This is a genomic window from Alkalibacterium kapii, assembly GCF_007988865.1.
Lineage (GTDB): Bacteria > Bacillota > Bacilli > Lactobacillales > Carnobacteriaceae_A > Alkalibacterium > Alkalibacterium kapii.
On record NZ_BJUY01000010.1, the window covers coordinates 22,912 to 41,876 of the forward strand.

17 protein-coding genes are annotated in these 18,965 nt (G+C 40.8%); 1 reads left to right on the forward strand and 16 read right to left on the reverse strand.

Going from position 1 to position 18,965, the window contains the following annotated elements:
* Positions 1-202: 202 nt before the first annotated feature.
* The 6 genes from AKA01nite_RS04970 to AKA01nite_RS04995 form a co-directional block, all read right to left on the reverse strand.
* A complete protein-coding gene (locus AKA01nite_RS04970) occupies positions 203-3,064 on the reverse strand; it encodes a sigma-54-dependent transcriptional regulator (protein ID WP_246116993.1) in 2,862 nt (953 codons plus the stop codon).
* Between the two features lie 312 nt (positions 3,065-3,376).
* Positions 3,377-3,922 (reverse strand): polymer-forming cytoskeletal protein, encoded by a 546-nt coding sequence (locus AKA01nite_RS04975; protein ID WP_146924217.1) that lies wholly within the window; start codon positions 3,920-3,922, stop codon positions 3,377-3,379.
* Between the two features lie 370 nt (positions 3,923-4,292).
* A complete protein-coding gene (locus AKA01nite_RS04980) occupies positions 4,293-4,853 on the reverse strand; it encodes a hypothetical protein (RefSeq protein ID WP_146924218.1) in 561 nt (186 codons plus the stop codon).
* A gap of 294 nt (positions 4,854-5,147) precedes the next feature.
* The gene (locus AKA01nite_RS04985; protein WP_146924219.1) at positions 5,148-6,644 is read right to left on the reverse strand and encodes a phytoene desaturase family protein; all 1,497 of its coding nucleotides are present in this window, start codon (positions 6,642-6,644) and stop codon (positions 5,148-5,150) included.
* A 52-nt stretch (positions 6,645-6,696) separates the two neighbouring features.
* Positions 6,697-7,581 (reverse strand): phytoene/squalene synthase family protein, encoded by an 885-nt coding sequence (locus AKA01nite_RS04990; RefSeq protein ID WP_146924220.1) that lies wholly within the window; start codon positions 7,579-7,581, stop codon positions 6,697-6,699.
* Between the two features lie 314 nt (positions 7,582-7,895).
* On the reverse strand, positions 7,896-8,120 hold the full coding sequence (locus tag AKA01nite_RS04995; RefSeq protein ID WP_146924221.1) for a hypothetical protein: 225 nt from the start codon (positions 8,118-8,120) through the stop codon (positions 7,896-7,898).
* A 156-nt stretch (positions 8,121-8,276) separates the two neighbouring features.
* Between AKA01nite_RS04995 and AKA01nite_RS05000 the strand changes: the two genes are divergently transcribed.
* Positions 8,277-8,939, forward strand: coding sequence for a transposase (locus tag AKA01nite_RS05000; protein WP_146924222.1), 663 nt, complete (start codon positions 8,277-8,279; stop codon positions 8,937-8,939).
* Positions 8,940-9,060: 121 nt separating this feature from the next.
* Here AKA01nite_RS05000 and AKA01nite_RS05005 read toward each other — a convergent pair whose 3' ends face one another.
* The 10 genes from AKA01nite_RS05005 to AKA01nite_RS05050 form a co-directional block, all read right to left on the reverse strand.
* Positions 9,061-10,275 (reverse strand): acetyl-CoA C-acetyltransferase, encoded by a 1,215-nt coding sequence (locus tag AKA01nite_RS05005; protein WP_146924223.1) that lies wholly within the window; start codon positions 10,273-10,275, stop codon positions 9,061-9,063.
* 20 nt (positions 10,276-10,295) lie between these two features.
* Positions 10,296-10,895 (reverse strand): TetR/AcrR family transcriptional regulator, encoded by a 600-nt coding sequence (locus AKA01nite_RS05010; RefSeq protein ID WP_146924224.1) that lies wholly within the window; start codon positions 10,893-10,895, stop codon positions 10,296-10,298.
* A gap of 62 nt (positions 10,896-10,957) precedes the next feature.
* Positions 10,958-11,770, reverse strand: coding sequence for an alpha/beta fold hydrolase (locus tag AKA01nite_RS05015; protein ID WP_146924225.1), 813 nt, complete (start codon positions 11,768-11,770; stop codon positions 10,958-10,960).
* 1 nt (position 11,771) lies between these two features.
* Complete coding sequence (locus AKA01nite_RS05020) at positions 11,772-13,082, reverse strand: acetyl-CoA hydrolase/transferase family protein (protein ID WP_146924226.1); 1,311 nt, start codon at positions 13,080-13,082, stop codon at positions 11,772-11,774.
* Positions 13,083-13,172: 90 nt separating this feature from the next.
* On the reverse strand, positions 13,173-14,441 hold the full coding sequence (locus AKA01nite_RS05025; RefSeq protein WP_146924227.1) for an ABC transporter substrate-binding protein: 1,269 nt from the start codon (positions 14,439-14,441) through the stop codon (positions 13,173-13,175).
* Positions 14,442-14,475: 34 nt separating this feature from the next.
* The gene (locus AKA01nite_RS05030) at positions 14,476-15,189 is read right to left on the reverse strand and encodes an ABC transporter ATP-binding protein (RefSeq protein WP_146924252.1); all 714 of its coding nucleotides are present in this window, start codon (positions 15,187-15,189) and stop codon (positions 14,476-14,478) included.
* A gap of 7 nt (positions 15,190-15,196) precedes the next feature.
* On the reverse strand, positions 15,197-16,006 hold the full coding sequence (locus tag AKA01nite_RS05035; protein WP_146924228.1) for an ABC transporter ATP-binding protein: 810 nt from the start codon (positions 16,004-16,006) through the stop codon (positions 15,197-15,199).
* The gene (locus tag AKA01nite_RS05040) at positions 15,993-17,048 is read right to left on the reverse strand and encodes a branched-chain amino acid ABC transporter permease (protein WP_186805102.1); all 1,056 of its coding nucleotides are present in this window, start codon (positions 17,046-17,048) and stop codon (positions 15,993-15,995) included. Before AKA01nite_RS05040 ends, AKA01nite_RS05035 begins: the two co-directional genes overlap by 14 nt.
* A 2-nt stretch (positions 17,049-17,050) precedes the next feature.
* The gene (locus AKA01nite_RS05045) at positions 17,051-17,932 is read right to left on the reverse strand and encodes a branched-chain amino acid ABC transporter permease (protein ID WP_146924230.1); all 882 of its coding nucleotides are present in this window, start codon (positions 17,930-17,932) and stop codon (positions 17,051-17,053) included.
* Positions 17,925-18,950, reverse strand: coding sequence for a 3-oxoacyl-ACP synthase (locus AKA01nite_RS05050; RefSeq protein ID WP_146924231.1), 1,026 nt, complete (start codon positions 18,948-18,950; stop codon positions 17,925-17,927). Before AKA01nite_RS05050 ends, AKA01nite_RS05045 begins: the two co-directional genes overlap by 8 nt.
* Between the last annotated feature and the right edge of the window lie 15 nt (positions 18,951-18,965).

Sequence of the window (18,965 nt, forward strand, 5' to 3'; positions counted from 1 at the left end):
TGTCATAACCCCTCCTGCTATAAACAACACTCCTTCCAAATTGTTTTGGGAATCGAATGATACTCTTGTTTATCCCCTTCACTTATCTATAAGCAAGAAGCGTGCCAACACACTGACACGTAATTATGTGAGTTGTCGCCTTATGCTCCAACGCACTAAAAAGACACACTAGGATTAGTGTGTCTTTTATCGTTTCAGTGTATTAATCTGTCAGTAGTGTATCGATGTCTTCCATTTTACCCTGTTCTTTGGTAATAAAATATAAAATGTAATAATATTCCTCTTGCGGTATCCTGAGCTGCAGTTTATTTTCAAATTGTGTGACTGCTTTTTTTAATTCAGGATACAGAGGATGTTCAGTCACATGGTTTTCCTCATTGTTCTCTAAATTTAAGTGTTCGTTTTTAAGTAACCGCTCGATCAAGCCAGTCATGTGAAACGCCAGATTAATACGAAAGGCGTATTGACCGGTCACCTCATTCCTCAATTTTTCACATTCAGTAACAAAGGACCAGATCAGAGGAACGATTTTTTTCGGATTGATAAAGGCAAAGTTTTCTTCTACATAAGAATAAATGACCTTTTCTGCACTATTACTATCCAGTACCGCTTCATTTGAATCCCCTTTTGAAAGATGGGTGATTTTTTTCAGCAGATACTCCGGGTTATCTTCTATAAACCGTTCCAGAGGGATAAAGGGTGCCTGGATCTTAGGATCTACTATACCTGTCGTGGCAATGATTGTGTAGTCTTTTTGCCATTCGCTTATTTTCACCTCGAGATCTGCTACTGAACACGTCAGCACTTGTATGCCGCTGTCATTGGATCTGACCAGGACTTTTTCGATGATCTCTTTTATTTTTTCGGCTGTCCCTTCCCCACTGGCGCATACGGCCAGTACGACTGGCGGCTTGCTGGAAGACGGGAGGCGCTCATTTTTGTGTCCGGGCAGCTCCTTGGTATAACCGCTGAATTTTGTTAATGATTCAAACAGAAGTTCAATATCCGCATCCACCAACGACGCTTTTCTTACTGCTTCAAGAACGATCGCCGTTGAAACCATATCGATCGATCGGATATGAATGCCTGTTTCTTTCTGTAGTGTCGTTTCAAACGTAGCCAGAGACCCCATATCAACAAGGAGCAAGACGCCGCTGCCTTCGTTAACATCTATAACAGCCTTCTTGATTCTTTCATATACAACTTTCGGAGACATGTCCAAAGGCATGTCAATGGCAGCAACGCCGGTCGTATCAAGAAGTTCTTCAGCAACTCTGGCCATACTGCTTGCAGTAGAATTTCCATGGGTGGCGATGACAATACCCACACGACCAGACGCCAGTTCTTCTTTTAAAGAAACCAGCAGAACCGTCAAATAATACACTTCATTATCTGGAATATCAGCTTCAAAATAATCGGCGATTTTTTCTTTTAAATCTGCAGCAACTGCGTATTCTTTCGAATAAGTCATAGCCATTTCACGAATACGCTCGTTGAGGATCCTTTCCTGGCCACTACTGATTTTGCTTAGCAGCGAGCTGATATGAAGACTCATTGCATAGATGAAGTTCTGCTGGAAAGTCCCCCCTAGAGCTTCTTCGACTTCGCCGACAATCTGATGGGCAAACTGAATGACTTCTTTATTGACCACCTCAGCTAATTTGGACTCAGTCTGGAAGGAGAAACCATGGTTGCGGTAAAAAGATTTTAAATGCACATTGATATCTGTCGATATATACTGATTGATCGAATCCCGATCCAACCCCTCCGCTTCAAGCAGAGCCGCTTTATCACCGATAATATCATATATATTATAAGGCAATTCATAGGAATCGATGGCCATTTTGTAAAAGGGTTCATTAGGGTTGATCGTCATTTTAGCTTCTACATATTTCGAAAGATCCGCCTGTGCCAGCCGGTTTGAAGACAAACCAACTAAATGATCCTTTATGGTTTCCGGCAGGTCTTTAACTGTAAGAGAGATCTCGTTTTTATCTAACTGATTCATAAATCCTCTGGCACAGACAAGTTGTATAGAAGACTTCAACTGGCCGACATTTCCATAGCCGACACTTGCTATGAGTCCTTTTACAACCTCTTCATTCAATGTGATCCTTCTTTGAATTCGGTTTGCTTCAAGTCCGGTCAGAAGTTTGACTAAATCGAGTTGTTCGCTTACAGGTCTTTCTTTGAAGGATGGTAAATGGATATTGATCGGAATGCGACGCATAAACGTATCTAAAAATGTGGATTTAGGATCCTCAGTGGTCGCGCAGACGATACGGACATTGGCTTCTCTATTTTTTCCTGTTTCGCCTAGGCGACTATACGTGCCAGTATCCATGAAGTAAAAAACCATCTCCTGCCCTTCCGGGGGGAGCCGGTGGACTTCATCAAGAAACAGCATGCCGCCATCTGCCTGCTGGATCAATCCTTCTTTCGCACTCGCTGCCCCTGTAAAGGCACCTTGAGCATAGCCAAACAAGTAACTCATCAATAGTTGGGGATTCGTCGCATAGTCCGCACAATTGAATACAACAAGCTCTCTATCGGGGGCGATCAGTTCTTTTGACTGCGCAAATCGGAACATGGCGTGAGCAAAAAAAGATTTTCCTGAACCTGTCGGACCCGTAATCAGTGTGTTGAGTCCCTTGGGCGGATACAAAACGGCTGCTTTTGCCTGGTCCACAGCATTTTTTATGCTTCCATTTGAACCGATGATCGAATTGAAAATGTTTTGTGACTGATTATATGAAAAATCCAGAACTTCCTGTGCTATACCGACAGAAGGTTTCTTTTTTTCTTTATAGCTTGGTACATGTTTAGTCAGCGGTTGATGTCGTGCTTTTTCGATCGGTATAAAACGCACGGGTCTGCCTTCGAGCTTTTTCAGTTCGCCCTCTCTAACCAGCTGATTCAAGTCTTTGGAAATATTACTGCGCAGTGTGTTTAATGCCTCCGCTACCTCTCTCGTCGTGATCCCTACGCCATTTTCTATATCTTGAGGCTTAAAGGACGCGCAGACTTCATTCACATAATTTAGAACACGTTCTTTACGCTTCACACTCTCTCCTCCTTGAGTCTATCGTTATTATTATGAAGGGGCTGTCTTTAAATACCAGTATACACTGTTTTCCAGACAAATAACACACTACACTGCACATATCGATACACTAATTTTTTTCCAGTACTTCGATCACGGCTGTACCCGCTTTACGACACAAAAGAGCCTCATTCCAGATATTAAACTGAAATGAGACTCTTACATTAATGTTATTTAACTTGTTTTATGATGATCCATCTCTCCTGTGTCCGGTAGGTTGAATATTTATGGAAGGTTTTTTCACAGTCAACTGGTTAAAATGTCTCAGCTGAATTATTCTTCGACGATTACTTCGCCTTCAACAGTACCTTCGTCCATCATAGCCGCATCCATCAACTCTTGTGATGCAAAAGTAACGTCACCTGTAACTGTTGATTCTTTTAATTCAAATCCCTCAGCGTCAACATAAACATCGCCATCCAATGTACCATTTTGAATACGGAAGTTTGGTGATTCAACTGTCATCATAGGAACAGTTAATGTGTATTCATCAGTAACAACGCGCTCATCATCTTGAGCATACAATGCTAGCTTACGGTATTCTTCAGCTGACTCGTCTCCGCCGTCATGGAAAGTTCCGGAAACAGTCAAGTCTTCATCAAGTGTTACGTCAGCAGTGATTGCTGTGATCCAGTTGCCATCTTCTTGTAGAGAAGCAACAACTTCATCTGCCTGGTCTGTAACAGAAGCAGCTGTTACAGCATCTCCTGTTTCTTCAGTTGTATCTTCGGCTGTGTCGTCTGAACTACAGGCACCTAAAAATCCTCCTAAAGCTACTACTGCGGCTCCTGCGGCTAATTTCTTTTTCAATAAACTCATAATTATCCCTTACCTTTCTAAATGAAAGCTTGTTTTTAAATTACGTAGTATGAACTGAATAGAAGGAGAAAGTATACTCACCGGACGATCCATTCGTTCACTACTGATTATTACTATATAATACATATGTGAAGCCGTCAACGATATCAGATTCTTAAATATTAATTTTTTTCATTTTTTTTCATGTTTTGTTCTATGCATTAGTTATTGATAAATTGTCTTCATTTCAGCAGTATAGTAATATTTTTTTGCAAGTCTTTTCTTTCCATTACACAGAGAACCGTTTGCCCTCAGTTCGATCCGATATTTCTGCATAAAAAAAAGACTGCATTTATCTGCAGCCTCTTTTTTTATCATTAAAGATAATAAATTATTCTTCGACGTTGATTTCGCCTGTGACTTCGCCATCTTCCAGTTGAGCAGAATCCTGATACTCTTGACTTGCAAAGGTCAAGTTACCATCGATCGTTCCACCTGGTAATTGGAAGTTGTTTGCTTCAACACGAACGTCCCCTTCGAATGTACCATTCTGGATACGTGAATTTTCACTCTTTACTGTCAGCATTGGTGCTGTCAAAGTGTAGCGCTCTGTCACATTACGGTCTTCATCTTGTGTATACAAAGCTAATTTACGAGCGATTTCGCCGTCATTGTTTTCTACTCCGCCTTCAAGAGTCAATTCCTGATCTGTTTCAACGCTGTCTTCAAAAATAACGATCCAGCCGCCTTCGGACGAAAGAGCTGTTTCCAGATCATCTGATGAAGCGATAACGGATTGAGTTGCACCGGTTGTAGCATCTGATTCGTCTGTCGTTTCCTCTGACACCTGTTCTGTATTTTCTGTTGTGTCCTCTTCTGAGTCACCATTCCCACATGCAGCAAGTAACCCCATGCTTGCTGTAATTAAAGCTAATTTGTTCCACTTAATCATTACTGTTCCTCCTACCTTTTTGTTGTGATTGATTGCACATTTATAATACCATGTATCCTGTTACACGCAAAGACTTTTTTATCAAAAAAAAATGTTTTCTAATTTTAAAAATCAAAAAGCTTTCAAACCAGCGTATAAAGATTAGAAGTTTTTGTGAATTTTATCACTTATAAATCAGCAGGATGAATTTATCGAAAATTAATTATTGAGCATTATTAAGTGTCAGCTCTAGACTCGTAGACTTAGTCAACAAACTTACTTCAAATATTTAAGTAGCTTTTCATTCTTTAATACTCAGATTCTGCTCTCTTCTTTTTCAATCATGTCACTCACCTGTTGACCACTTAACGTCACCATGGGCATGCCTCCGCCCGGATTGACTGAACCGCCGACGAAATAAAGATTATTGTACAATTGACTTTTCTTTGGAAACTTGAAGCCTTTATTTTTCTTTTTGTCTGAAACAACGCCGTAAATGGCTCCGCGGTTGGAATAGTAATTTCTTTCAATGTCATTCGGCGTCCACTGATCCATAAAGACGATGTGCTTTCTTAGATCCGTCAATCCCATATGTTCCAGTTTGATCAAGACGCGATCTCTAAGTTTTCTATAATCTTCTTCTGTGAAGGGATCATCTTGAATATAAGGGATATGCGGAAGTATCTTGATGTTTTCATGACCCGGCACAGTTTGACTTGGGTCTGTCTTGTTGCTGTTAACGAGATAAATCGTTGGGTCTTTGGGCATTTCATGCTTGTCAAAGACCGTTTCATAATTTTTTTCTGAATCTGCAGAAAAGAAAAAGTTGTGATGCGCGAGCTGAGGGTATTCCTTGTCTACACCCAAGTGCAGAACAAGCCCAGAAGCAGCCGGTTCAAATGTTTCTTCAAGCTTTTCTGTTTTGTCCTTATCGACATGAAGGAGCCGGTCATAGGCAGGGATCACTTCCATATTAGATACGACCCGTCTGGCATGAACGGTTTCACCAGAAGCCAGCTGAATCCCTGTCACATTGTCTTCAGTATCCGTCAATATTTTTGTGACTTCTGTGTTTGTGTGTAGGTCCACCCCGATTTCTTCGGCCAGCCTGGTCAAGCCTTCACCCAGCTTATGCATGCCGCCTTCCACATACCATAGGCCGAAATCATGCTGGACATAGGGCAGGACATTCAAAATGGCCGGCGCATTATCTGCAGAAGAACCCACGTACTTGATAAAATACTTCAACATGTCGCTCAAGTAGGGATTTGAAATGCGTTTATCGATACTTTGAGACATCGTACGGAAATAATCAAAATCCTTGAGCGCACTGATATAGCCATGATGGTCAAGGACTTCCTTCAATGTATCCAGACCTTTTCCAAAATAGCCTTCTTCCGTCTTCTCATATAATTTTTTTGTATAGTTGTAATAATCCGTTAGTTCTTTGATATCTTTTTCGGTAAGTTCCTCATTTTTTTGAAGCATGTCTTCGGTCGTATTGTATAGATCGAGCACGGTCCCGTCCATGAAAAAAGAACGCCATTCGTGATCGAGCTGTCTGATCGACACATAATCTTCCATAAGCTTCCCGCTCTGTTCAAAAAGCTTTCTGAAAATATGCGGCATCGTCAATATCGAGGGGCCTAAATCAAAGCCAAACCCTTCTGCTTCCAGTCGATTCAGCTTTCCGCCTAAATGGCCGTTTTTTTCATAGAGTGAAACTGAGTAACCTTTTTGTGCTAAAGAAATAGCGGCGGATAGTCCCCCTAATCCACCGCCGATCACTACGACATTTTTCTGTTCTTCCATCGCTATTCCTCCATTTTAAACGAGATTTTATCAAAACTTCTGTACCGATTCTTCACTTGCCTGACAAATTATTTTTTACTTGAGTATAGAAAAGAGCTTTTTTTGCCGAAGACGTTTTATTTTTCTGGGTAAAGCAATCATACCCATTCTCTCTGACAGCATCTAAAATTCCGCCATAGACTTTTGCAGACAGCGCAACTTGAAACTGACTGTCTTCATCAAACAAATTCAATGACTGAAAGAAATCATCATATAACTGTTCTGCACGATGAGCTATGTTTTCCCATATCTGAACAAATTTTTCATCTATAAGTTGCTCAAAGAGATCCTCTTTCCTGTACCCGTAATGATTCATCAAATCTTTCGGTAAGTATATGCGGTCGATCTTATTAAAATCTTCGCCCACGTCTCTTAAAATATTTGTCAGCTGCATGGCAACACCCAGAGCTATCGCTTCTTTTTTTAAGTCGCTATGATTTTTTACTGCAATGATCGGAAGCAGCATCAACCCTACAGAACCAGCTACATAATAACTATAATCCACTAAGGTCTTCATTGTCTCGGGCTGCTTGAAGCGATAATCCATCGTTTGTCCCTTGAGCTGGTCGTAGAAGGGTTGTATGGACATATCATAACGATCAAATACATCCCTAAGTGCTATCCAGAGAAAGTGATCAGATTCATTTCCTTGTTCAAATTGTCCCAGCTCTTCAGCAAGGCTTTTCAGTGCCGCTGCCTGCTGCTTTTTGGTCTCTGCTTCATCTATACTGTCATCAGCTAAACGACAAAAAGCATATATGGCGTAGACAGCATTCGCCTTGTCTTTTGGAAGTTTGGAAAAAGCAAAGTAAAAACTTTTGGAGTGTTTTTTTATGATCTCCTCACAATAAGCATAGGCTTGCTTTAAATCTGTCGCTTTTTTATTTCGAGTATTCATCCTTGTTCCTCCTCTATTTTTTGAGGGGGTTATGAAAGCTTGTTTTATTTTTTCATAACTACAATATCTTGTACCTTTCTCCATATCATATCATATAAGCTTTGTTATCCTAAAACAAAAACGATTTTCTTTCAGAGTTCGAATATTTGATTTTTATAGACCTGTTTAACCTAATGTTTCCAAACTTTTTGAAATTTTTTCACATGACATGTCCAGTCAATTCATCTTTCGAAAAGAATAATAATAGTTTCAGAAATTTTCTATTCGTAAAAATACAGTAGAGGCTGGAGCTTTTCTCCCAGCCTCTTACTGTCTCATAAAAACGTTGCGTCGAGATATCCCAGTTTTCTCGCTTCAATAATATGCTGCTGGTCTTCTGTTGATATATCAAGCAGGGAAGGATCGTCTAAAATTTCCTGATAGCCGTGTTTTGAGACACCTTTCATAATAATATCTTTGTCTATACCTGTAACAATAGCTAAAATTTCTGCTGGATGTTTGTCTCTTGCATTTTCATCAGGCACTTCAGTGAACAACATAACGCAACACCCTTTCTTGTTTTGTCTTTCCTCCTGTATTTATTATAACATAAATGTAAGCGCTTTTAACAGTTCCTATAACTCATTCTCAAATTAACTTTCATGCATTACTATTCTCTTTATTTAAAAGACACCACTTTACAACTTTTTAAGTGATTGAAGGCAAAAAAATACAAACAAACCCAAACTTTTTGTATGATTAATTTGACAAGAAAAACCAACAAAAAGGGAGAAAAACTTGAGCTTCAGAAGGATATTGCGTTCATTACCCAGGCGGGAGAGTATTGGTTGGGAACGAGAAAAGTCATGACAAACCTATTCCCCCAGCCGGTTTACGTGATGGTGACTGCGTTGGACCGGAGCCAACCAGGCAGTTATCGTGTCTTCATCAGCACCTTACTCCCGGAGGAACTCGTGCTTGAAAAACAAGAAGAAGCTTACTTCTGTCCTGACGTGCCTCAGGAAGACCGAAAGCGTCTTCTGCCCTATGCCTTTTATAGTTACCGCTGGTCAATCGAGACTATCTTTTATGAACAAAAGACGTTTTGGTCTTTTGGTAATTATAAGGTCAGAAAAAAGAGCGGAATCCATCTGTATGTCGACATGTTGGCGGTGGCGTACAGTTGCGTGCAGCTACTTCCTTTTCATCAGTCTCAGTATGCTCATTTAAAGATAGAGAGTGCGCAAGTCAAGAAACAATGGCTAGGTATGCGCATTTGTGAAGAAGTATTTTTTTACACTTTCGTCCAGTCCATCGAAAAGCGGATAAATTGTCTGACCATTTTGAAGGCTTTTACCCGTTGGGTAAGAAGAAAGTAGACTATTTAATTACTTGTAAAGTGGTGTTAATCATATATAACACCTTTAAAAACCACCCTGGAATCAATCATTCCAGGGTGGTTTAGTCTCGTGCATGTATTAACTTTGTTTTAGATGATAATCAATCAACATCTGTATTTTTAACTAATACAGCGACACCCATGCCTCCACCAATACAAAGTGATGCCAACCCGTATTTTAATTGACGTTTTTTCATAGCATGAATAAGCGTCACCAGTATTCGATTGCCACTGGCCCCCACTGGATGACCGAGTGCAATTGCGCCCCCATTCACATTAGTGCGTTCCAACATATACTCTTTACTGACACCGAATGCTTCTGTTAATTCTTTAATGACACCCAGGCTTTGCGAAGCAAAAGCTTCATTCAATTCAAAGATATCGATATCCTCAAAGGAAATATTGGCTTTTTTCATCGCTTGTTTGATCGCAGGTGTCGGGCCTAGTCCCATGACTGATGGGTCTACCCCACCCTGACCGACTGCAAGGATTTCAACTAAAGGTGTCAGCCCATTCTCTTTGAGATAGTTTTCGCCAACGAGGAGTGTCGCACTTGCCCCATCATTAATACCTGATGCATTTCCTGCCGTTACTGAGCCGTCTTTTTTGAAAGCCGGACGCAGGGAATTGAGTTTATCTTCTGATGTTTTTCGGTTTGGATATTCATCTGTATCTACAATAACCGTTTCACGACGCACTTTAGTTTCTACAGGAACGATTTCTTCTTCAAATGCGCCACTGTCTACAGCCTCGATGGCACGCTTTTGAGAAGTAATCGCAAACGCATCTTGCTCTTCGCGTGTGATTCCATAGCGCTCAACGATATTTTCTGCCGTTACGCCCATATGATATCCTTCAAATGCATCTGTCAAAGCATCGTCCAGCATATGATCACCGACTTTATAGCCGCCCATCTTATGTCCTGACCGCGTACTACCAGGAATAAGATAAGGCGCCTGGCTCATGGATTCCGTTCCACCAGCGATAATTGCCTGGAACTCCCCAGCTTTTATTCCAAGATAGGCGTTCGTCACGCTTTTTAATCCGCTGCCGCAAACCATATTCAGTGCATAGGCCGGGACTTCCACTTCTATTCCTGCTTTTATCGACGCTTGACGTGCGATACCCTGACCTTGTCCAGCTGGCAGGACATTACCCAAAACGACTTCGTCAATATCTTCATGTTTGATGCCGCTTTGTTCAAGGACACCTTTAATAGCGTAACTTCCTAAATCTGAAGCTGACACACCTTTCAGTGCGCCTAAAAACGAACCAATAGGTGTGCGTTTTGCTCCAGCAATAAATACTTTAGTCATTGATTTATTTCTTCCTTTCTTCATTCTTTACTATATAATCCTTTAACCATAACTTTCATGACATCATCTAAAATAGGATCCAAATCATCTTTATCGTCAAACATTGCATACCTGAGTCCTATGAAATTTGATATCCCCATCAGCATATAAGATAAAACCTCAGGATCATAGCTTTTTATGATTTCCCCTTTGTCTTGAGCTGCACGGATCTGTTTTTTGTAATTTTCTGAAAAAGTCGTGTAATAATCAATAAATAATTTTTTGTCGACATAAAGTGCCTGCCAGATGACATTATACATTGAAGGCCGTGTTCTAACTAAGTTCAGGAATGTTTCGATACCTATGCGTTCTGCTTCTATACGTGTATCCGCCTGACTGATGTTTTCTGCGATCGTTTTCCTTATGATATGACCATAATCTGTTAAAATCGCCTGATAAACACTTCGTTTATCCTTAAAATATATATAGAAGGTCCCAATCCCTACTTCCGCCGCTTTCGTTATTTCTTTTACAGATGTTTTATAGTACCCTTGTTCACTAAATAACCGTTCTGCTTCAAGAATGATTTTATCTAGCGTTTCCTGCCCTTTTACCGTTTTTGGTTTATTGACAAATCCCATTTCTCTGCTCCTTTAAAACACATTTAACTCAATCATTCTACCACAAAACGATTAGTGACTACTCATAATACGTACTTGTCTTTTCCTTCGCTGATGAACCCTTTGATTAAACTGACAAAGAGATGAGGTTTCTCGTACATAATGGCATGACCGCTCAGAGGGATATAGACAAGTTCACTGTTCCTGATATTTTTATTTAAATATTCCTGCTGATAAAATGGCGTGACAAAATCGTATTGAGCTCCCGCTATAAGCGTTGGCATCTTCAGAAGATGAAGCTTGTTTTTCACATTAAAATTGACGGAACTATTCGTCAAACGGATCATTGAAGAGATAAACGCCGGTTCTTTGAATAGTGGAATCAGTTTCTTCTTTCTTTCTTCCATCCATGCTTTATTCTCTGTGAAGAACAAGGGGGAATAGATGAAAGGTATTGTAGTCAAGTAGTAAGCTTCTGCATCATGTGTCGCTTTATTCCAGGCATTGCCCACTTCCTCAAGCCAGTAAGATGTTTCAGCAGCTGTATTGAACAACAAAAGTCTTTCAACAGAGTCTGGATAGTTAATGGCAAACTGCAAAGCGATTTCGCCGCCATAAGAAATACCAAACAAATGAAAGGGTTCAGACGTTAAGAAATCAAGCAGTTCCTTTATTGCTTCGATCTGAGTCTTATGTGTATAAGCTTCTGTTAGTTTATCTGATTGTCCTTGATCTAGAAAATCTACAAGTATAAGTTGATTGATTTTTGATAAAGGGGCGATAAATTCTTTCCAGCTTGTCGTCGACATCATGATCCCATTTAAAATCACTAACGGTTTTCCCTCACCATGTACCTCATAGTAGAGTTTTTTTCCATTTGTCAGTTTGAATTTCATATTATGCCCCACCTACAATACTCAATTCTTTTGCCTGCTTCCATAAATCTTCCCTAAAATCCGGATGGGCGATGGCTATCAGTCGCTCGACCCGTTCGTTGACGTTTGTTCCTCTTAATTTGGCTACGCCATATTCCGTCACCACATAATCCACGTCGTTTCTTTGCAAGGAAACAACAGCGCCTGGAGTCAGGAACGGGACGATTTTACTTCTTTTTTCACGCTCACCTGTCTTTTTATTCTTTATCATAGCAGTGGAATATAAGGCTATAAAGGATTTTCCATTTTTGGCATCTTGTGCACCTCTTGCAGTGTCTGCCTGCCCGCCTGTGCCGCTGTACTGGATAGGTCCAATCGATTCTGACGCACATTGTCCAGTCAGATCAATTTCCAAAGTGGTATTTATAGATATCTGATTGTCATTTTTTGCGATGATCGTCGGGTGATTGACGTAGTTACCATCAAGCACCATAACAGATGGATTATCATTGACAAAATCATATAGTAGCTGATTGCCCATAATAAACGTCGTGACGATTTTTCCTTTATGCAAAGATTTTTTTGACCCGTTGATTACGCCAGCTTTTGCAAGTTTGGCAATTTCAGAGGTCAGCATCTCTGTATGGATACCTAGATCTTTTTTATCATATAAAGCTGCTGCGACGGCATTTGGTATACCGCCGATACCAAACTGGAGATTATCGCCATCTTTTATATGGTCTGCAATGTGTTGTCCAATTGTTTTATCTTTCTCATTCGGTTCAACGTGAGGGAGCTCAGGCACTTCATATTCGGCTTCTATAAAATAATCCACCTCAGAAACATGAATTTCTACATCACCGAACGTTCTCGGAAAGTTTTTATTAGTTTCCAGAATAACAATGTCAGCGGCTTCCATCATACGTCTTTCATATGTATTCCCCATAGACAGGGATACATAGCCATGCTGGTCCACTGCCGAGCAGGCTCCAATGTAAATAGACGGTTTTTTGTGGTCAAGTCGTTTTGTTGCAGCAAAATGTAAGTTATTTGGTATAAAGCTGGCATTCCCGTTTCTGTGAAGTGTACGGACTGCTGGAGAATAGAACCAGCCATTTATGAAAAATGTCTCTTTGTACTTTTCATCCATAAATTCAAATTTATGCATGGGCAAACAGTTTGTTATTGAAACATTCTCAACCTGATCCGCTATCAGATGAAGAGATTCCATAAAGAGTCTGCCTTCAGAGCATCCCAAACCTGTAACAATTTCATCATTTGATTTCACCATTTCTACAGCTTCCATGGTTGAAATGATGTTCATATCTAGCATTGCTGTACCCCTTCCTTATCATCTGTTTCTTGAACTTTTATAAGAAAGGACCAGGAAAGACCTAGTCCTTCTTAGTTTAATATAGGAATCTTAATTATTTCCTAAAATTTCTTCAATACTTTTGAGTCCTTCTACTTCTACCCAGTCAGACTCGCTTTCCACGCGGGACAGGTTCATCTCCTGAGTTCCGACGCGTTTTCCATCGGCAAAGTCGATTTCTCCTCCAAACGGGTTATTGATCGGTTCTGATTCCATCGCGTCGATATAAGCATCCCAAGTCGGTGTTTCATCTCCTAATCGATCCATGCCTTCTGTAAAGAAGTGACCGGCGATCCATCCTGTCATGGCGTATACATTATTATCATAGTCGTCTTGGATCCATTCATTCATCATTGCCAAGTTTTCCTGTGATTCTTCTGAGCTTAAATCTACCCAGCCATTGCCGTATACATCAAATTGTCCATCGATATCGTTCCAGATCTGCTGAGATATACTGGCATCAACGTTGACATATGAGGTTATCAGGTCAGCTGTACTTCCCTGAGCCACAAGCGCTTTTACGATCGTTGGCAAGGTATTCTGGATGGAAGCACCAATGACGAAATCTACATCTTCATTGACTACAGATGTAACAGCGGCAGAAACATCTGTGGCTCCGGCTGGAACTTGTTCAGATACAAGCTCGATTCCTAATTCATCTGCTTTACTTTGAGCTCCTTCTAGCATATCAAGACCGGCATCATCGTTAGTGTAGATGACCCCTACTTTTTCTGCGCCAAAGTCACCCACAGCACGAGAAAGCATCATTTCTCCTTCAGTTGTATAAATAGGCTGAACGGGCATCGCTACACGGTCGCTGCCTTCTGCATCCGCATTATATAATTGACCGATACCAGCTGCAAAGTACACTGCTGGAATACCATAGTCTTTGATATCATCTATCGTTGCAGCAATAACAGGTGTCCCAAAATGTCCTACCAATGCGAATACTTCTTCATCTTCAACCAGTGTCTGTAGTGCGGCACGCCCAATTGCAGGGTCAAATTCATCATCCGTGTGGACAAACTCTATTTCCCTTCCATGAACGCCGCCATCATCATTAATCATCTCAAAGTAGGCCTCAATTCCTGCATTGAAGGGAGACCCAACAGGAGCATAGGCACCTGATGTGGCTGCAGAGTTCCCTACTTTTACTGTATCCTCTGTAATGCCCTGAGCAGGTTCAGCACTTTCTTCTGTATTATCTTCCCCATCTGTTCCGCTTTCTCCTGCTGAACCATCTCCACTGTCCCCGCAAGCCGCCAGTGTCAATGTCAGTGCTGCTGTCCCTAATATTTTGGCCCATTTTTTATTCAACATATCTGCTTCCTCCTAGTTTTGTATGTTTATAATTTTAATTTGATACTGTTCCTAAATATGCTTCAGCCAACGTTGAATCATTAGCCAAATTATGTCCTTCTCCTTCTTTACTTATGTTGCCAACTTCCAGCACATAGGCATAATCCGCAATTTTTAAAGTTTGTGCAGCGTTTTGTTCAACAATCACGACTGTTACACCATCTTTAGCTATGTTATTGACGATCTGCAGTATTTCTTTTACTAACAAAGGCGCGAGTCCCAGTGACGGCTCATCCAGCAGGAGAACTTTAGGGTTATTCATCAAAGCTCTGCCAATTGCCAGCATTTGCTGCTCACCACCAGATAGTGTTGATGCTACCTGATTCCTTCTCTCTTTTAAAACAGGAAAGTAGTTATATACTTTTTCGAAATTATCATTCAGTGTCTTTTTGCTTTTTACGATATATGCACCTATTTTAAGATTTTCTTCTACTGTTAAATCGCCAAAAATCTGCCTCCCTTCTGGTGACTGACTGATCCCATTAGATGTGATTTTTTCTGGTGCCAGTTTATCGATCCGCTTACCTTCAAATATAATCTGACCATTCGTCGGCCGGATAATACCTGAAAGAGTTCTTAGCGTTGTTGTTTTTCCCGCACCGTTTGCACCTAAAAGTGCTACGACTTGTCCTTCATATACTGTGATATTGATATTTTTCAAGGCTTTTATAGGACCATAAAAAACTTCTAAATCTCTGATTTCCAAGATAGGCTGTTTACTCAAGTTCCCCCTCCTCTCCAAGGTAAGCTTTTTGGACTTCCGGATTCGATTGAATTTCTTTCGGTGTCCCTTCTGCAATTTTTTCACCAAAAGAAATGGCACAAATATGATCACAGATATCCATGACCAGACGCATATCGTGTTCTACGAGCAGAATCGTTGCGTTATACACGTCTTTTATTTTTTTGATTCTATCAGCGAGTTCTTTTGTCTCTGTATCGTTGAGTCCAGCTGCCGGTTCATCCAATATGATCAAATCGGGGTTGGACATCAATGTCCGTGCAATTTCCACTTTCTTTTGTACACCATAAGGCTGGCTACCGGCAATGAAGTTTTTCAAATGAAGTATATCCAAGAACTCCAAGATCCCTTCAGCTTTTTTGCGTGTCTCTTCTTCATCCCGTCTGATCTTCCCCCGGTTAAATAGTTGACCTAATAAGGGTTGGTGCATGACATGATGGGCTCCGACAAGAACATTGTCTATGATCGACAACTCTCTGATCAGTTCAACGTTCTGAAAAGTTCTGACTATGCCTTCTTTGATCACGTTATGCACTTCTAAATCCATCAAATTTGTTTCTTTTCCATTGGAGTGAATGAAGTGCACGCTACCTGAGTCCGCTTTGTAAAACTGAGTGATGCAATTAAAAATCGTTGTTTTTCCAGCGCCATTTGGTCCAATCAATCCATAAATTTCATTTCTTCTAATTGAAAAAGATAGATCGTCTACGGCTTTCAATCCTCCAAAGGCAATGGAAACATTTTCCACTTTCAAAGCAATATCTTTTTTCTCAGGCTGTATCATTTTCTCTCACCTCGGCTCGTGTCAATTTTTTCTTCTTCTCTTTTGTCTGTCCATACTCGTCTTTCTTACCCTTCCGCCTCTGCCACCAGTGTGAAACCTGGTTTTTGATATTGGCTAGACCATTTGGATAATAAAGGATAAAGATAATGATCAGAATACCTTTTACAAGTGGTGCGATATTGGCCAAAGCCGGTATCGGTTTAAGGAACAGTTCACTCATGGCGAAAAGGATAAAAGCTCCGATAAAGGTTCCAAAAATCGATCTGAACCCTCCGACAACGATAATAGCCAGGAAGTCGAGAGACAACATGAGATTCCATGTTGTAGGATACGATAAGCCGACATAATGTACATAAAGTACTCCAGATACTGAAGCCAATATAGTGGCAATACCAAATGCTATAAGGCGATATTTGAAGATATTGATCCCCATTGCCTGAGCTGCGGCTTCTGATCCTCGCATCGCATTCAGAGCCCGTCCCATATGTCCTTTTGTCAAGTTATGGATCAGCATGAAGATAATGACCATAACGATGACAATAAGATAATACGTTTGTATCCGGTCTAGCTTGAAAAAACCTAAAAGTTCTGGTCGACTTGCCAAAGCCCCTGATGCACCGCCTGTAAATTCGGTTACATTGATGAAGATTTCCCTTAATATTTCAGCCACGACCAAAGTCGCAATACCAAGATAGATCCCTTCGAATTTCAAAGATAGTATACCTACAAGTATCCCAAGAAAAGTTGGAATAATGATGGCAGCTAGGACCGCGACCTCAAAAGGAAGATTCATTGTTTCAGTGACATAAGCGGATATATAGGCAGCTAGTCCCATAAACCCTGCTGTTCCCAGCGATATCAAACCTGAAAAACCAAGCAGAACGTTCAAGCCTAATGCAGCAATCGTGTATATGATGGTCGTACCTATAACAGTAACGGTACTGTTTCTGATCACACCCATTTCAGCAATGAACGGCAAGGTGAGTAAGGCCAATCCTAATAGAATAAATTGAATATATGAGTTTTTAACTATTTTTATCATCATCACACCTTCTTTACTCTCTGTTTTCCAAATATGCCGTAAGGTTTAAAGTACATGATGAGCAGCAGCACAGCATATAGGATCGGTTTTCCCCAAACCGTACCTTCAGGCATATAAACTTGAAAGACATTCAACAAGATGGATATGCCGTAAGCAGCAATGACTGGCCCGTGAAAGGTTGCAAATCCGCCTACAACAGTTGCCAGGAATGCAGTGATCTGAACATCATTCATAAAAGTTAAAGATACAGACGAATAAGGTGCTGTCATCAGACCACTGATCAGTGACAAGACAATGGCCATAGCCCAGGCAGCCATAGTTACTGTTTTTGTTGGAACGCCCATGATACGTGCCGTTGTTTCATTAGAAGCAGTCGTTCGGATGGCCAGACCTATTTTAGTTTTCTGTATCGTTGTAAACATAGTTATCATGATCAGCAGACCGAAAAATATATTGAAGAGTGCATTATATGAGAATGGGTTTCCAAATATACTCAATGTTCCAGCAGATATCAGTCGCGGTAAAGATAGATTATCTACACCAAAGATAATGGGAGCCAAGCCTAGAAAAACTGAAATGAGTCCCAATGTGATGATCTGCTTCCCGACCGCTCCAGCCTTTGTGGCGCGTCTGATAATGATGACGTCGATGAGGATACCTAAGACTATGGCACTCAGTATGCCTATAGGAATCGCTGCATACAAGCTCCATCCTTGACGGACAACAAGCGTTGCGACTAAGAACGTGTTGAACATGCCTAAAGTTGCCTGAGCGAAGTTAGTGGTATAAGAAGTTTTGTAAACCAGAATGATACTCAAGGCAGACAAGGCATAAAAACTTCCGTATTCCAGACTTCTTAAAAAGACGCCTATAAAGTTAGCCATCTGTTTCCCCCCATTTAATGATATCCGCTGCCCATACGTATCCGATTCCGGCAGCAATTGAGCAGATCAGTGAACCGTCTTTGATTTTCCCTTCTTCCAGTCCTAATTTAAGTGACAGGATCTGGTCGATTTGACCTAAATGACCATAATTTTCCAGATATATCGACTGGTCTTCTGTAAGATTCAGATCCTTCAACATAGCATGATGTCCTGACCGTTTCATATGCAGGATGTTCAAATAATCTATATCTTCACGTGTTTTATCACTTTTTTCCAGAGCCCGATCGATACATTTCATCCAGTTGTTCATAGATACTTCATTTAATCTGTCTTTCATTTTCACTGGTTCAAGGAGAGTCAATGTACGCTGAGAGTTTTCCACATTATCCTTTGTGTAAGGATTTTCTGTCCCGCCCACTTCAACTCCAGCGGTTCTGGCAAGTGACCCGTCACTGATTATGTGAGATCCCAGCAAGATATTTCTATTATGATTTTTCTTCAAAAGCAAAGCTCCGCCGCCGGCAGACAAGTTATACATCATGGAATTCAACGGATTGCTATAATCGATCAAGTCGCCGTTCCGGTAGCCTCCTGCAATCAGGATCGTATCGATGTCATCATCAGCGATAAGCATGTCCTTCGCCATCTTCATTGCTGTTACTGTCGTGCAGCATCTGTTTTGAACGTCGATCCCCCAGGCATTGGTGGCTCCAATACGATCCTGGATGTATATGGCAGATGTAGTCAGAGGATACTCTTTCCATTCTTCGCCAAAACACAAAATAACATCTATATCCTTAGGGTCGATATCATTTTTTTCAATCAAGTCCAAAGCTGCAAGGGCACCCATTTCCTGAGTCCCTTCACTTTCTCCAGCTACAAATATTTTTTCTATACCCAGCTTTTCTCTTACTGCTTCCTCAGTCCAGTTTCCTTCTGTTTTCTCAGCAATCTCTTTTGCTGTCATCGTTTTTTCAGGAAGATAAACTCCAATTCCTGCAACACCTACATTTACCATCTCTATTCCTCCTGT